General features: G+C 45.5%; 16 protein-coding genes. 9 read left to right on the top strand and 7 right to left on the bottom strand.

Annotated elements, in window-relative coordinates; translation table 11 throughout:
* The gene (locus tag L3Q72_RS15820) at positions 1-1,068 is read right to left on the bottom strand and encodes an efflux RND transporter periplasmic adaptor subunit (protein ID WP_275133127.1); all 1,068 of its coding nucleotides are present in this window, start codon (positions 1,066-1,068) and stop codon (positions 1-3) included.
* Complete coding sequence (locus L3Q72_RS15815) at positions 1,068-2,135, bottom strand: efflux RND transporter periplasmic adaptor subunit (protein ID WP_275133126.1); 1,068 nt, start codon at positions 2,133-2,135, stop codon at positions 1,068-1,070. Before L3Q72_RS15815 ends, L3Q72_RS15820 begins: the two co-directional genes overlap by 1 nt.
* A gap of 171 nt (positions 2,136-2,306) precedes the next feature.
* Between L3Q72_RS15815 and L3Q72_RS15810 the strand changes: the two genes are divergently transcribed.
* The gene (locus L3Q72_RS15810; RefSeq protein WP_275133125.1) at positions 2,307-3,047 is read left to right on the top strand and encodes a TetR/AcrR family transcriptional regulator; all 741 of its coding nucleotides are present in this window, start codon (positions 2,307-2,309) and stop codon (positions 3,045-3,047) included.
* Here the strand turns inward: L3Q72_RS15810 and L3Q72_RS15805 are convergent.
* Both L3Q72_RS15805 and L3Q72_RS15800 read right to left on the bottom strand, forming a co-directional pair.
* Positions 3,044-4,312, bottom strand: a complete 1,269-nt coding sequence (locus L3Q72_RS15805; protein ID WP_275133124.1) for a DEAD/DEAH box helicase — start codon at positions 4,310-4,312, stop codon at positions 3,044-3,046. The genes L3Q72_RS15810 and L3Q72_RS15805 overlap by 4 nt on opposite strands.
* Before the next feature lie 57 nt (positions 4,313-4,369).
* Positions 4,370-4,954, bottom strand: coding sequence for an ACP phosphodiesterase (locus L3Q72_RS15800; protein WP_275133123.1), 585 nt, complete (start codon positions 4,952-4,954; stop codon positions 4,370-4,372).
* 559 nt (positions 4,955-5,513) lie between these two features.
* Between L3Q72_RS15800 and L3Q72_RS15795 the strand changes: the two genes are divergently transcribed.
* The 4 genes from L3Q72_RS15795 (at position 5,514) to L3Q72_RS15780 (ending at position 10,274) form a co-directional block, all read left to right on the top strand.
* Positions 5,514-6,956, top strand: a complete 1,443-nt coding sequence (locus tag L3Q72_RS15795; RefSeq protein WP_275133122.1) for a methyl-accepting chemotaxis protein — start codon at positions 5,514-5,516, stop codon at positions 6,954-6,956.
* Between the two features lie 120 nt (positions 6,957-7,076).
* A complete protein-coding gene (locus tag L3Q72_RS15790; RefSeq protein WP_275133121.1) occupies positions 7,077-9,431 on the top strand; it encodes a fatty acid cis/trans isomerase in 2,355 nt (784 codons plus the stop codon).
* 108 nt (positions 9,432-9,539) lie between these two features.
* Positions 9,540-9,701, top strand: coding sequence for a hypothetical protein (locus L3Q72_RS15785; protein WP_275133785.1), 162 nt, complete (start codon positions 9,540-9,542; stop codon positions 9,699-9,701).
* A gap of 321 nt (positions 9,702-10,022) precedes the next feature.
* Complete coding sequence (locus tag L3Q72_RS15780; protein WP_275133120.1) at positions 10,023-10,274, top strand: YgjV family protein; 252 nt, start codon at positions 10,023-10,025, stop codon at positions 10,272-10,274.
* A gap of 165 nt (positions 10,275-10,439) precedes the next feature.
* Here L3Q72_RS15780 and L3Q72_RS15775 read toward each other — a convergent pair whose 3' ends face one another.
* On the bottom strand, positions 10,440-10,907 hold the full coding sequence (locus tag L3Q72_RS15775; protein ID WP_275133119.1) for a TetR family transcriptional regulator: 468 nt from the start codon (positions 10,905-10,907) through the stop codon (positions 10,440-10,442).
* Positions 10,908-11,314: 407 nt separating this feature from the next.
* On the opposite strand from L3Q72_RS15775, the gene L3Q72_RS15770 reads away from it, so the two are divergent.
* The 3 genes from L3Q72_RS15770 to L3Q72_RS15760 all read left to right on the top strand — a co-directional run bounded on the left by L3Q72_RS15770 (position 11,315) and on the right by L3Q72_RS15760 (position 13,056).
* Positions 11,315-11,626, top strand: a complete 312-nt coding sequence (locus L3Q72_RS15770) for a DUF406 family protein (RefSeq protein ID WP_275133118.1) — start codon at positions 11,315-11,317, stop codon at positions 11,624-11,626.
* Between the two features lie 106 nt (positions 11,627-11,732).
* Positions 11,733-12,332 carry a hypothetical protein gene (locus L3Q72_RS15765; protein ID WP_275133117.1) on the top strand — a complete coding sequence of 200 codons (600 nt, stop codon included), beginning with the start codon at positions 11,733-11,735 and terminating at the stop codon, positions 12,330-12,332.
* Between the two features lie 160 nt (positions 12,333-12,492).
* The gene (locus tag L3Q72_RS15760; RefSeq protein ID WP_275133116.1) at positions 12,493-13,056 is read left to right on the top strand and encodes a peroxidase-related enzyme; all 564 of its coding nucleotides are present in this window, start codon (positions 12,493-12,495) and stop codon (positions 13,054-13,056) included.
* Between the two features lie 120 nt (positions 13,057-13,176).
* Here the strand turns inward: L3Q72_RS15760 and L3Q72_RS15755 are convergent, their stop codons facing one another.
* Positions 13,177-14,295 carry a 1-acyl-sn-glycerol-3-phosphate acyltransferase gene (locus tag L3Q72_RS15755; RefSeq protein ID WP_275133115.1) on the bottom strand — a complete coding sequence of 373 codons (1,119 nt, stop codon included), beginning with the start codon at positions 14,293-14,295 and terminating at the stop codon, positions 13,177-13,179.
* Between the two features lie 164 nt (positions 14,296-14,459).
* Between L3Q72_RS15755 and L3Q72_RS15750 the strand changes: the two genes are divergently transcribed.
* The gene (locus L3Q72_RS15750) at positions 14,460-15,068 is read left to right on the top strand and encodes an AraC family transcriptional regulator (protein ID WP_275133114.1); all 609 of its coding nucleotides are present in this window, start codon (positions 14,460-14,462) and stop codon (positions 15,066-15,068) included.
* Positions 15,069-15,070: 2 nt separating this feature from the next.
* Here L3Q72_RS15750 and L3Q72_RS15745 read toward each other — a convergent pair whose 3' ends face one another.
* Positions 15,071-15,556 carry a hypothetical protein gene (locus tag L3Q72_RS15745; protein ID WP_275133113.1) on the bottom strand — a complete coding sequence of 162 codons (486 nt, stop codon included), beginning with the start codon at positions 15,554-15,556 and terminating at the stop codon, positions 15,071-15,073.
* Positions 15,557-15,569: the final 13 nt, after the last annotated feature.

Raw genomic sequence — 15,569 nt, 5'->3', positions numbered from 1 at the left:
TTATTCTTCCCCACCAACAAGCTTAACGGCCGCATTATCACGCAGTTTTTTCAGGCTGGAATTCACTAATAGATCCCCTTTTCTGACACCTTTAGACACAATCACGCCATTACTTTTTACCTGAATCACTTCCACATTTTGCTTCTGCACGTTTCCGTCAACGTATTTCCAGATGAAAAACTCACCTTTCTGGTTTCCTGCATCAAGTGCAGTGACCGGGATTTCGTAGCCCTGAGTCAGGGTCAGACCCGCTTCAAGAAGGTCGATATCAAGGTTCGCTGTTGCACCGGGCAAAATTGCAGGCTCAACCTGAGGCATCTCCAGCCAGAACTCAAATGCGTTGGCACCGGATGAAGGCTCTGTGGAGTGCTCGTAATACTTCAGGGTAAACTGACGCTCATCGCCTGAAAATTTTGTCGGGATCTTAATATCACGGCTGCCGATATCCGGATTCAGCGATGCCAGCACGATATCGGACACGCCAATTCTTACACGGACAACATCATCACGATAAACATTCACCACGGTCTCACCCGGAGTAACACTTTCGAATGACTCTTTTGGAACTTCAGCAACATAGCCGTCAAATGGCGCAACCAGTCTTGTGTACTCAAGATTGTTCTTTGCGGTTTCATAGCTGACTTCCGCAATACGCTTGTTTGCTGTCAGCTCATCAAACTCAGACTGAGAGATCATTTTTTTTCTGACCAGATCCATACCACGACCCAGCTGTCTTACAGCCAGTTCGTACTGAGCCTGCGCATCCGCCATCTGCTGACGCAGCTTGCTGTCATCCAGTTTCGCCAGCATTTCGCCTTTCTTAACTTTCTGGCCTGTTTTTACCAGAATCGCATCCAGCTCACCCTCAATGCGGAACGACATTGGGGTCAGATCAGCAGGACTCACGGTACCTTTAAAGTTCCGGTATTGGTTTTCCACCGGCTTAGTCACTTCATAGGCAGAAACCTGCAATGGTTCTTTTTCGAATACAACCGCTTCATCCTGGCAGCCCTGAAGCATCGCCAGCGCCATTGGCAGTACAGCGAGTTTAAAAATGTGCTTACGCATTAAATACCGCCCTCACGTTCCCAGGCTTTCACTACCTGGCCTTCTGTTAAATCTTTTGTACCCGCAATAACAACCAGATCACCGGCATTCAAACCGTCAGTAACAGCACCAGAACCATCTAACTTAAGCTCAATTAGCTCTACTGAATTATTTTTCTGGTTCATGCGCCAGACTTTACCTGAGTCTGCTGTTTTGCTTACCCAGGCGCTTTCCGGAAGCGTCACAGCACTCTTTTGCTGATTACCCGCAACAAACACCTGACCTGTCATGCCGGTGAGAATGGTCAGATCATCAGGCTTAAGGATCGATACAGTGGCGTTATAGCTGTTCGTATCATTTGCCTGAGTAGACATCTCTTTAAACTGTGCAGGAATAATCACGCCCGGAAAAACATCAAATACAACAATAAATTGTCCTGCCTGGAACTTAGCAACGCCAACCTGATCGATATATGGAACCGGCACCGAAATATTGATATCCAGTTCTTCATTATTGATGATATTAAGAATAGGCTGTTTTGCCGCAACATACTGATGCGCCTTAACAAAACTTAGGGAGACAACACCATCGAAAGGCGCCTGGATTTCGGTGTAACTAAAGTCGGTTTTTGCTTCTTCAAGATTAGCAATCGCCGCTTTATATGATGTTTCAGTCTGGTCAAAGCTGTCAGCACTGATAAGTCTTTTATCAAAAAGTTTCTTATCACGCAGAAAACGGGTTTCTGCCAGATCAAACTGAGCCTGAGCTGCGTCTACAGCCAGTTGGTAGTCTTTTGGATCAAGAACAGCAAGCAGTTGTCCTTTTTCAACTTTCTGCCCTTCTTTAACCGCCAGGTTTTCCACCACACCCGGAACCTGAAACGACAGCTGAGAACGTTCACCGGCATCGACTTCAGCAAGGAATGCATCATTGCTGTCGGCTGCAAAACCAGGTACCTGATAAAGCTTTACCGGCTTTATCACTTCTTTTTGGGGTTCAGAGTTAGCCTGGCCGCAACCATTAACAAAGAGTGCGACGCTACTAACAAAAGCAAGCTTTAAAATTGTGACGAGGGCTTTATTATGCACCTTGTTGTCTCCCATTTATTAGATCGTGAGTAATTATTTATTACACAGGCGTGCAGTATAAGGTTATTTGGTGTAATATCAACACATATTTTCCATGTGGATAATAAATTTTTTATGACGGCAGGACGAAAATCTGATAGAAATGAGCCGTCTTTATTGAGAAGTAGAACAATGAGCGAAAGAAAGCAAGGCCGCCGAAGTGCACAGGCCGCTGAAGAAACCAAAATCCAGATACTAACAACCGCTGCGAACATGTTCTGTGAGTCCGGTTATGAGAAGGTTTCGCTAAGAAATATTAGTGAGGCTGCAGGTGTATCGCACAGCCTGATCCGCCACCATTTTGGTAGCAAAGAGCAAATTTGGTACGCCATTAGTGATAAGTTACATGAGTATATGCAGGCGTACATTTTTGGTCTGCTGGAACATTTCGGTTCCGACTTACCAGCAAATGTATTGATCTATAAGTTTAGTGCTCATTTGCACGCGCATATGCTGTTGGTACCTAAACCAATGCAGTTCACTGCTGATGTAGTAAGGCAAGAAGATAAATTTTTTGACTACATGGTTGATGGGCACGGAAAAATCGAACACATTTTTGATGGGCTTGTAAATAAGTTTAATCAGGAACATCCTGACGACCAGGTCAACATGTGGGAACAAAAATGGCAGCTAATTACCAGTGCACATGGAGCAATAAGCCTTAGACCCTTTATGAAAGAGATCTGGCCAGGCTGTGATCTTGACCAGCAACTACTTAATCATTGGCGCATATTTAATAAGCAAATTGCGCACACCTTCCTGATCCCTGAAGATCAGGTGATCAATACAGACAATCTAAGATCCCTTCTGCTGCCTATGGCCGAATGCTGGGAACATGCAGACGGCACTGTTATCTGCCCAACTAAGGTTTAACGCTTCTTACCACGATTCTGATGGATTTTAAGCTTAGCCTTCAGCTTTCTCTTCTCTGATGATCGGCTGCGCTTTTTGCGCGGCTGATCTTCTTCAATATCCTCAATCAGACTTGGTTCAAATCCCTGCAGCCACTCCTGTGGAATCCTTTTATCCAGCAGGTTTTCTACCGCATTCAGCAAATACTCTTCATCTCGGCTCATCAGCGAAACCGCAAGCCCTGAATAGCCCGCTCTTCCGGTTCTGCCAATGCGGTGAACATAATCTTCGGCTTTGTACGGCATATCGAAGTTAACCACGCATTCCAGCTCCTGAATATCAATTCCTCTGGCGGCCACATCAGTGGCAATTAATGCGCGGATTTTTCCATTCTTAAAGTCATCCAGCGCTTTTTGCCTTGCGCCCTGACTTTTATCACCGTTAATTGAGGCCGCTTTGATGCCATCCAGTTTCAGCTCTTTTACCAAAGCGTCTGAACCCTGTTTGGTTTTGGTAAAGACAAGCACCTGTTGCCAGTTACGTGAACCGATGAGGTACGCCAGTAACTCTCTTTTCCGCTTTTTATCTACCGGATAAAGAATCTGCTCTACTGTATCCGCCGTGCTGTTCTCCGGCGTTACCTGAATCTCTGCCGGATCTTTTAATATCCGGTAAGCCAGCGTCTTAATTCTGTTTTCAAAGGTGGCAGAAAACATCATGGTTTGTCTTTGCTCAGGCAGCTTGCACAATATTCGCTGGATATCCGGCATAAAGCCCATATCCAGCATCCGGTCTGCTTCGTCCATAACAAAATAAGTGGTTTTTCTCAGGCTGACGGATTTGGTAAAGCAGTGGTCAAGCAATCTGCCCGGCGTTGCAATAAGAATATCGGCTCCGCCCTTTAGTTTATCCTGCTGCGCCTTAATGCTGGTGCCACCATAGGCAACCACAATTTTCAGCTCTGTTCCTTCGGAATAGCGGCTCAGGTTATCAAATATCTGCTGAGTCAGTTCACGGGTCGGAGTTATGATTAATGCGCTTACCGGATTATCATCGTTACGCGGTAACGGCTCGTTTTCCAGCAACTTCTGAATAACAGGTAAGCCAAACGCAGCGGTTTTGCCTGTACCTGTCTGAGCCGCGGCCAGTATATCCCGCCCAGCAATAATTTCCGGGATAGCCTGAATCTGAACGGGGGTCGGCGTTTCAAAGCCTAACGCATGCACCCTTTCCTGTAACCAGGCACTGAGTTCCAGTTGCTGAAAAGAAATCTCTGATTTAGACATGAGTTAAGGCCCCGTACAGGTTGCAATAAAAAAGGGCTGCGATTGTACTATTAATAGTTAGCGGTTTACAAACTCACGGCAGGCTTTCAGCACATCGGTATAAAGCAGAGGAAATAGCTGTGACAGTTCATCATCACTTTGCTCAAGTGTTTCAAAGCAGTGAGCGAGCTTTTTCATTCTCGGGCTTCTTGTGGACATTCTTTCCAGCGCGATTTCAAGCGTGGCAAAATCGGCATAGGATTCCAGCCACTTCATCTTCCACATTCGCTCTGTTACCCGGAGATATTGTTCCGGAAGGTGAATATTGTTTACTGAGCGGACTCTTTCCTCTGCCTGCAAGCAAAAATCCGCCAGACTCTGCTGATGAAACTCAGCCCAGCCTGAGGCAAGGCAGTGATCCCAGTATAAATCCAGAGCTATCGGACTAAAGCGCCGGACTTCAGCAGGGAAAAATCCTTTCGCTGTTTTCATCACCTGGTGTGAATCGGTATAGCTGTCAACAAACCGGTGCAGCTTTATGCCGTCTGCGATATATGCAGGATAGGATTTATAGGGGTCGCCTTTTACAAAGTCTCCAAGCAGATTAGCTGCAAGGTCACTATCAAGGGTATCGGCGATATGAAGGTGGGCTAAAAAATTCATGGACACAGCCTAACCGTTCACTCAGGTTCAGGCAAATAAAAACCAGCATCAAAGTGCTGGCTCTGCATCTTTAGTTCTCTTCTGCCGGTTCCGTTTCAGAATCATAATCCGACAGGTCAAATCCGATCTCTAATGCATCCATTAGCTCCAGAGATTCGTTAGCGTATAATTCACTCATTACATGTACTCCTTACTTGGTATGAGTTGTTATAACCTCGTTATATGACAGTTTTTTGTTTTCCAGTAGACAATTTTATTAAGCGTCAGATAAAACTTTGAGCTAAATCATAAGTAAACGTTTGCTTTAGAATTCATAACCTAACCATAACATTATCTTATTCTAAATAGCACAATCATAGATGCACGGCATATATTTCATATGCATCAACGCAGCATGTGCACACTTAATCTTTTTTTCAATGTTAATAAATGATATTTTAACTGAGACCCATGTCACACTCATGAGCTAATAAGCAAATAAATATTTCAAATTATTTTGCTAATGCGCAAAATTCGGAACCTATAATTTATAAAAGTCTCAACTCTTTTCGGAGCAACTATGAAAGAAGTCGCCTTCAGGCCCATAGACCGCCTATTTATCAAGATGTCTATCAACGACAAAATGTGGATTATCTTTGCCCTGTTTATACTGGCGCTCTCCACCGCTGCGATTGGGAGATATTATGATACCGTTGAAGCCGTTGATTCAAAATTGCAGGCGGTTGCAGAAGCAAGGCTTGAAGGTTTGGTAACCGCTGCGGAAAATTCAGGAACAACCGATCAGCTAAAATCGTCAGGCGTAACATTGTCGGCATCTTCTCAGTCCACCACACTTTCCGGCGACAAAGTCACTGCTGTAATGCGAACGAAAAGCGGTCAGTACGCATCGTTAACAGAAACCCTGAGCGCAAAAGACAGACAGACTAAAGATCAGGCTTTTACTACTCTGCTACTGACTTATCTCTGGGTTTTACCATTTGCCCTGTTTAGCTACTGGGTTTCTACTTTTATTGGCGGCGCACTCTGGATACTCTGGAAAACCACAGAAAAAATCGCTAACCGCGACCTGACTTCAAGACTAGGCTTTCATCCTGGCCGTGACGAATTCGGCACTATCGGCTGTGCTCTGGATAAAGCAATGGACACACTCACCGAGCTTGTTCAGGTGGTAAAAGACAGCTCTTCAACTCTGGAAAACACCGCAGACTCTTTTGGAACTGAGATGAAACACAGCGAAGTGCAGATCCATAACCAGCACTCGTCACTGGATTCAGTGGCCACCGCAATGGAAGAGATGACAGCGTCCGCGCAGGAAGTTTCCAATATCGCCCAGTCTGCTGCCGAGCGTTCAGAGAAAGATTCAACCTTCGTAACCGAGAGTCAGAACCTGGTACAGAACGCGATTTCCGAAATTGACCAGCTTTCCGGACTCATCTCTCAGACCTCCGACTCTGTTGCAACACTGAGCGAGAACACAACGCAGATCAACGAAGTCATTACCACGATTAACGGTATCTCAGAGCAGACTAACCTGCTGGCACTTAATGCAGCGATAGAAGCGGCACGGGCGGGTGAACAGGGACGCGGATTTGCCGTGGTAGCAGACGAAGTACGCACTCTTGCAAGCCGCACTCAGGAAGCAACCGTTGAAATTCAGTCAATGATCGAAAAGGTTCAGAGTGAGACTTCAAGCATTGCGGGTAAAACCGGTCAGACGGTGGAACAGGCGAAAGTCAGCAGCGAGCTGATATCTCAGTTGGGCGGTGACATCAATAACGTTGCTGAATCGTCGCAAGCGATTATGGATATGAGTATCCAGATTTCTGCTTCAGCCGAGCAGCAAAGTGCCGTTGCGAACGATATTGCCCGGGAACTCAGTGATATCCGCACACAATCGGACACCATTCGCGAAGTCGCCCAAAAGCAGGGACATGACGTAAGCGAACTAACCAGTGCCTCAAGAAACCTGAACAGCGTTCTTCAGGGCTATCAGACCAATTAATTCAGGTTTTCACTTCAGATAAAGAGCTGCCTTTCAGGTGGCTCTTTTCCTTTTCAGCGGCATGGCAGATTTGATAACCTTCTGCTTTAATTTAAGAAAATACAAAAATCAGGACTATAAATGATCAGAAGACAATTCATAGCATTAATTAGTGTGATTGTTTTTAGCGGATGTGCGGCTTATTCCACCCTAAACTACAATGAACTCTTTGGTAAACCGGAAGTTCAGGCCAGAAGCGCTCCCTACCATTCAGAAGCGGCTGATCATTACCTAAGCGAAGTAAAACCTGTTATCGACAACCGCTGCGTCGTGTGTCACGCCTGCTACGATGCACCGTGCCAGTATAAGATGTCATCTGCTCAGGGCATTGACCGGGGCGGCAGCAAGAACAAGGTGTATCAGGGAACGCGCCTTACCGCAACAGCGCCTACCCGCCTGTTTGAAGATGCAGAAACCACCCAACAATGGCGTGATTTCAGTTTCCACCCGGTACTCAATGAAAGAGACCAGACTACTGAGGCAAATATCGAAGCCGGTTTAATGGCTAAGATGCTAATCCAGAAAGAGAACCACCCTCTTCCGCAGCAGGATCAGCTTGAGGGTTTTGACTTTTCTCTCTACCGGGATGAACAGTGCCCCACTGTCGAAGAGCATGCTCAGTACGAACAGGATTACCCGGACTGGGGTATGCCCTACGGGATGCCTAATCTTGCTTCTGATGAGTACAACACGCTAATAAACTGGCTGGAAAACGGCGCTATTATGGCGGCTGATAAGCCCGTATCCCATGCAGAGCAAAAACTGATAGCGCGCTGGGAAACCGCACTTAACGGCAGCAACTTCAAAACTCAGTTAGCAGCCCGCTACCTTTATGAGCACCTTTACCTTTTTCACCTCTACTTTAGTGAGCTGGAAGGTCAGCCACGGTTTTTCAACCTGGTTCGTTCATTGACCCCTCCGGGCCAGCCGGTAAAACGAATTGCAACCCGACGCCCCTACGACGATCCTGAAACCAGCCGAGTCTTCTACAGACTGATCCCCGAACCGGCCACCATTGTCGATAAAACCCATATGCCCTACGCCCTGAATGAAGAGCGCCTTAATAACTGGCATCAGTGGTTTATTGAGACTCAGTATAAGGTTGAAAAACTGCCGTCTTATGAACCCGAAGTCGCAGCAAATCCCATGACCGCTTTTGCACAAATCCCGGTAAAGTCGCGCTTTAGCTTTCTGCTCGACAATGCACAAAACACCATTATGGCCTTTATCAAGGGGCCGGTGTGCCGGGGCCAACTGGCGCTGAACGTTATCAACGACAGATTCTGGGTCTTTTTTGCTGACCCGGATATGGCCGATATCCCGCAGTTAAATGAGTTTTACCGCTCGCAGTCAGTAAACCTTCAACTGCCCGGCGAGCAACAGAGCAATGCAGAACCGGTATTAAACTGGATTGCCTATTCAAGTCAGCAGGCTAAATACCTGGAAGCGAAATCTGACTTTACCAACAAATGGTTTAACAACGGAGAGCGCTTAACCACAGATCTGGTCTGGGATGGCGATGGTGTCAACGGCAACGCTGCGCTGACTATTTTCCGCCATTTTGACAGTGCGACCGTGGTTAAAGGCTTGGTTGGCAAAGAGCCGAAAACCGCCTGGATCATCGATTACGCTCTGCTTGAGAGAATCCATTACCTTCTGGTGGCCGGTTTTGATGTGTACGGTAACTTTGGTCATCAGCTGATCACCCGCATGTATATGGACTTTCTCAGAATCGAGGGGGAATCTCACTTTGTTGCCTTGCTGCCCAATAGCATACGCCATAAAGTACTCAGTTCCTGGTATCAGGATCAGGACATCTACTTTACCGAGTTTCTTCAGCGCAATGTTAAACCCTTCAGTCAGCCCACAGCGGTGGAATACCGGTCTGACAATCCAAAATCAGAGTTGCTGACCCGATTAAAAGCAAGGCTTTCACCGGTACTGACCGACAGGTACGCGATATCCGGTACAGGATTCAGCACAGCGAACGAGCAGTTATTACAGCAGATCGATACTATCTCAGGATTTAAGCAAGAGACCTTTCCTCAGATTTCTATGCTGCTTATCGAAGGTAATTCCGGTAACAAGCAACTCTTCACCCTGCTGAGAAATAATGCGCATAAAAATATCTCCAGCCTGTTTAACGAAGAGAGAAACCGCATCCCCGAGCAGGATACTCTGACGCTGGTTAAAGGCGTGCTTGGAAGCTACCCGGCGGTTTTCTGGTCTTTGCAGGAAGAGGAAATCCCTGAGCTTGTTGAGATGCTGCGCAATACAGTGACCGCCGAAGATTACACCCGGCTTCTGGACAGGTTTGCAGTGCGGAGAAGCTCTCCTGAATTTTGGGCATTCAGTGATTCAATACATAACTGGTACAAGCAGGACCAGCCAATAGAGTCCGGTTTGCTGGACTATAACCGGCTGGAAAACCGGTAGTGAAATCCAATATGACTTCTATCAGGTAAATTTGCTTATATTTTAAAATCTCGTCTACGCTATAAGTGTCTTCTATGCGCTTTCCCGGAGGCACTTATGGACATCAGAATGAAAATTGAAGAACTTGAACGCGAAATCTATATCGCGTGTTCTGAAGGTGATATTGAACAAATGAATATGTTGGAAAATCAGTTAGAACAGTTGCGGGGCCGGATGCAGCATGTTCTTGACGATGATCCTTATGCTTTGGACGACTATTATGATGAGTAATACCAAGCCCCGACACCTTGTTGGGGTTTCTTTTTACCGGCCGGATTTTCAACATTTTTTCACTTTTTTTAATCCAATTTTCCGCTAAACGTTTGCGTAATCGCTTACCCTCTATTTCTATAAAATTGTGACTTTCCTCAAGTTTATCGGGCTGATATAGTGCCGCTCGTTAAGTTAATACCAATACCAGTAATTAGCTGTTCAGTGAATGCTGGATTGGTATAAGTACAGACCGTTCGAGGCAAGGAGCTTCCTCACTTATCTCAAGAAGAGAAGAATTGGCACCGAGATTTTTCGGCATTCAAAATAGAGGGTCATTCAATGGATATTATCGAAATTATGGGTTACGCAGCATCAATCATGGTGGCGATTTCGCTGACAATGAAAGATATCGCTAAGCTGCGTATTCTTAACTTTGTTGGTTGTACGTTTTTCGTTATTTACGGTCTTATGATCGGCGCCTACCCTGTTGTAGCAACCAACGCGTTTATTGCAGTTGTTAACGTGTACTTCCTGACTAAGATGTACAACGAAAAGAAAAAAGACGAGCAGGTCGCTACCACAGCCGCTTAACTCATCTCATGAAACCGGGCTGTCCGGTTTAGTCACCAAATAAAAGCTCTGGTTTTGCCAGAGCTTTTATTTTTCTTATTTATACCAATCCGGTCCGATAACAAATGGCGTTGTTGATGTAACGCCGGCAATCAACCAGAAAGAAGATTGCCGGTGTTATACCAATCAGCTTGCCAGACCCATGCTGCAAATTGCTTTGCCCATCAGCCATTCAAGTTCTTTGTGCTTATCTTCACCATAGCGCTGCGTTACCAGCTCATACAGACGCTCTGTTCCTTTTTTAGCAAACGCGTCTGAACCTTCTGAACAGGAAATATGATGAAAGAGAATGCGCAAAATCGCAATAAACTCATCATTGCTCAGCGACTTCAGCCAGCTGTCTGAGAACGCTTCAATACCACTCTCCAGTTCGAGGTGTGTTACAAACTTATCAAATATACGGCCATCTAAAGCACCGATAAAATCGGTTTTCTTTGGAAAATGATGGCTGATCCCGGTGCGAGAAATCCCTGTCTGCTCACTTAACGTTGTATACGACATCTTGTCATATCCTAGCCTGATCAACTGGTCTGCTACTGCATCCATGATAGTCTGAATGGTAATTTCAGTATCTTCTTTACTACGCTTTGGCATGTCACGCTCTTACTATTTCGAGTTTTATTTCCAGAGCGCTTTGAACTGTTCATTTATCAAGTTCATCACACCCTATTGTCTGTTCCCTGCCCTGCTCAAACCAGAGCTCCCGGGCAGGGACAGACATATTTATCACACCAAATAAAGTTAGAAAAAACGTACTACATGCCTTGTTACAACTCACATATAGCATGTAACACTAATAAACAACCAATTACTCAGATATACAACTGCTATCCGGTTTAAGGCATTATTTTAACGTGTTCCCGGCTCAGGTATTGTAACCGGGCTGATGAATCCCCATATACCAGTAAAAGCTAATAAAACTAGCTTTATCGGTTAGTCAGGCGGTACTATTTAAGCCTTTGAGGCGATAGACCTTTTAATCTTCGGTAAGAGGAAGTGTTATGTCAGAAGAAAAAATATTCTGTGAACCAGAAAACGAGATCTGCGAAGCCTGTGGTGTTTCTGCAGAAATGGGCTTTATTATTAAAGAAGGCGACGATGTTGCTGAAGTTTCGCTATTTGCTGAATCTAAGGAAGCTCTGCTGGCAGAGTTTGCCAAATACGAAGCACTGGCAAAAGAAGTAAACTCTGATGCTCAGATTGAAGTCGGCGCACTTGATGATGACGCAAAAGAGCTTCATGCCCGCATTAAGTTTGACGTAAGCGCAGAAAAGCTTATCTATGAGCTAAAAACGCGCTCACTGGCTCGCTAATTCTGTCAGTGACGAGTTTTCTCTCTTAACCTGAGGGAGAAAACTCAAACTTTTCATCCCCATGCCGATAAGCTGTTATCAGGTAAAAGCGGTGAATCCAGTCCCAATGAAATCAAAATTGCTCACAGCCACAGCTCTGCTCTTTTCAACCGCAGTACTTTGTGTACCGCTGGATGAATATAATATCCTGGACCACTTAGATAATTACGGCAATCTTTACCTCAGAAACCGGCTCTATACTTCCCTTCCGGACAACCTTGAAGTGAAAGGCAATCTGAACATTGCAAAAACCAATATAGAAACGCTGCCACAGGGGTTGATTATTAACGGAAGCCTGGATGCCTCTAACAGTTCCGTCAAAAAAGTGCTTAAAGGCACAGATATTAAAGGCTACGCTAACTTTCTCGGCTCGCAAATCGAAGACTGGCCAACGGGCATCAAAGTCGGTGGTTACCTTAACTTCACCGATACCCCTCTGAAAAAGCTTCCGCCACGGCTGCATGTAAAAGGCGATCTCAGCGTAATCCGAACGCCTTTAACCACTCTGCCTAATCAAATCATTGTTGAGGGAAACCTGTATATCGGCGGTTCAAAAATCACCACATTCCCGGAAACTATGACGGTAAACGGGCATATTTTTCTTGGCGGAAATCAGATTACAAAGTGGCCTGACAATCTGAAACTGGGAGGTGCTGTAGCACGGTAAAGCCCATACTATTGTTGATATATTCTTCCAAAGTCATTGGAAAATCAGTGACTTTTTTATCACCTCTATCTAGTCCAGAATTCCGGGTAGTTTATGCAGCGTTACCTTTGTGGTTAGCGCTCTATTTTTTACTTTTATACATAAAGATGAGGACTATACCGTGGAAAAAATTAGCCGTTACCCTGTGCCAGAAATGAACGAACTTCCGGAAGATGTAAAGCAAATCTGGGAGGGAGCTCAGGAACGATTCGGATTTGTACCAAATGTTGCAAAAGCTCTTTCACACCGCCCGGCAGAGCTACGTGCATTTTTGGCATACGACGCAGCTCTTACCGAAAAGGAAAGCGGTCTAACTCCGGCAGACACAGAGATGCTCATCGTAGCTCACTCAAACCACAATGGTTGCATGTATTGTGTAGCTTCACATGGTGCCGCCCTGCGTATGGCTTCTGGTGACCCTAAGCTTTCAGAGCAAGTTGCCGTAAATTACCGGGAAGCAGATATCACTCCCCGCCAAAAGGCGATGATTGCTTTCGCTATGAAGGTGACAGACGACTCAAGATCCATAAATGAAGAAGATTTTGCTGCCCTGCGCGAGCACGGCTTTTCAAACGAAGATATCTGGGATATTGCGGGTCTGACTGCCTTTTACAACATGTCTAATCGCATGATGAGCTTTCTGGCTGTTCGCCCGGATGATGAGTTTTACAAAATGGGTCGTTAGCAGACCCGATACTTCCCTTTGGTAAAAATCAAGGCCAAAGGGAGGTATTAAACTCCCTTTGAAACTATCATATTAATCGTCACAACGACTATCACCGGCCATGATTATTTTAAAGTGGCCTTAACGATCCAACTCTAATTTCCTGTATACAGGATTTGCATACATATCAATAAGATATTTTTTCGCACCCTCTGGCAGGCTGTCCAGCTTGCTGTTTAGCGCAATGCGAGTTTCTTCAGATACGGAGTCATCTTGCTGGTTTGCTGCAAGCAGGTTGATCGGAAATAGCTTATACAGTGCGTGGATCTGCTTATCTATCTCCTCAGCCAAGGCTTCCGGGGAGTCAAAGCTATGATCGATAACATCACCAAAAGCAACGTGTACACGGCCCTTATAGCCCACGATACCCTGAACAATACTGTCGATATCTTCAAATTCAGATTTCTCGTATGCACCATGCTCCGCTTTTTCATACAGCTCTACAGCTTTTGCGTTGTCGCATGGGTCATTCTCATAAGAGATCGCAACAGGGACAATTCTCAGAGACTTTGTATAGTCACCAAAGCTTATCTTCTGCTTACGCCCTTCAACATGGAACATTTTAAGGATCGCAGGATCCGTGATGTCGTTACCATCTTTGGCGCGGCCTTCTTTGTGCGCAATCCAGATAGAGTTTCCGGTATCCAGCGAATGCTTAATATAAGAAGAGAGCAGCCCAAGCGCCTTCATAAGCTCACGCGGTGCCTTAGCTGAGCGCTTAACAATAAAACTCTTATTCAGCTTCATCAGCTCAGTGGCACAGGGTTTACGCAGCAGGTTATCCCCGATAGCGATACGAACCGTTTTATGCTTACTGTGGTGAAGGCCGAAGTTCACCAGAGCCGGGTCCATCGCAATGTCACGGTGATTAGACACAAACAGATAAGGCACTTGCGTATCCAGTTTATCTAACCCGGAAAAGGTGAGCCCGTCTGTGGTGGAGTCCAGGAATTTGCGCAGGTACTTTTCGATTTCCACCTGTACGTCAAAAACGCTGGTTAACCTGCCCCATTTGGACTTCAGGTAAACCTTGATGAAAGGTGTCAGCAATGTCTGCAGCCACTTAGGCTTATTCTTAAACTTAAAGTTAAGTATTGCTCCGATAAATTCAGGGTCGTTAATCAGTCTATCGATCGCAGGACGTATCTCGTCATCGTTATAAGGCCGGATTTCCTGGTAAATATCTTTTAATTCAGTCATTTTTTTCTTCGTAATCATAAACCGGGCTAATTCTACGCGCTCTTGATGTGCTTCGCAGCTATTGAGTGACTAATAAGCTTAAGGTCAGACCAGCGTCACATCTCTCAGTTGCAATTATCGCCAGAATAGTTACCCTATGCGCCCGCGAAAAAAATGGAACAGACATGAACTACGCAATCGAATATCGCAATGAACAGCATCGCACACTGAACGTAACACCCCGTAAGCGCGTGATGAAAAACAGTTTATTGCTTGTACACGAAGGCTTAGTTCTGTTTAAGCTGAAAAAGTTTGAGTATGCGGTAGAAAAAAATCAGGCGTTCTGGCTTCCCTTCGACTGTCTGACATCCATGACTGCGTTTCCAGGCAGTGCAGTATCTGTCGTCGACTTCTCAGTAAGACTAAAAGATGACTTTCCCAAACATGCCGGATTTGTCGAACTGCCTGATGTCACCGGCGCTGTGTTAAAGAAGCTGGCAAAGGCAGAATACTGTCAGGAACACACGTCATCACTTCTGAGTGTCGTTAAACACGAAGCAACTGAACTAAAGCCGGTTCTGGAACTCTCTGCTCTGAGCAAACAGTTTAACGACTGGTCTTTTGATAAGCCTGCGCAACTTGAGCAGGAAATCCATATCGCAATGAAAATCCGGGAAGCAAGAAAACAGATTTTATCGGGCACAAAAAGAAATGTGGTCATCAAAAACCTGTTTGATGACCACACTGAAGAATTTGAACAGCTAACCAAATTGGTGCTGGGCAAAAGCTTATAAGCTTAGAAAGGAAGCTCTACCTGAAGCACCAGATCGGCTTTGGTTTCCTTGTGCCAGCGATAATCTACTCTGACTTTTGGTGCATTATTGCGTGTGTCGCCAACGCCCATACTAAGCTGGAATCCAGGGTTCTCTAACAGATCTCCGACTTCAACCTCTCCGTTGCTGCCTTCCACCTGCGGTGACCATAGCGTTAACCCAAGATGCTGACGGTCTACCTGCAAAGAAGCCACCGGATCTTCAGCCATGCTAACGCTCCACTCCGTCCAGTAGTTCTTCTCTCTTTCCTTTTGTTCCCTTTCACCAAATATGCTGATTTCGCGAATCTGATCCACCAGTGATTCTAGACGATCGGTTAAATCAACGCATACAGAAGCAGTTCCGTTATTCGCCACCAACTCAGATGAGCCAGAGACGCTATTGCATGCAAGTACTGAGGAAGCACCCAATGAGCCAATCAGTAAAGTTAAAATGTGTGCAAATTTCATAACCCGAGCCTCT

Source organism: Vibrio sp. JC009 (assembly GCF_029016485.1).
Classification (GTDB): Bacteria; Pseudomonadota; Gammaproteobacteria; order Enterobacterales; family Vibrionaceae; genus Vibrio.
This window is presented reverse-complemented; position numbering and strand designations above follow the sequence as displayed.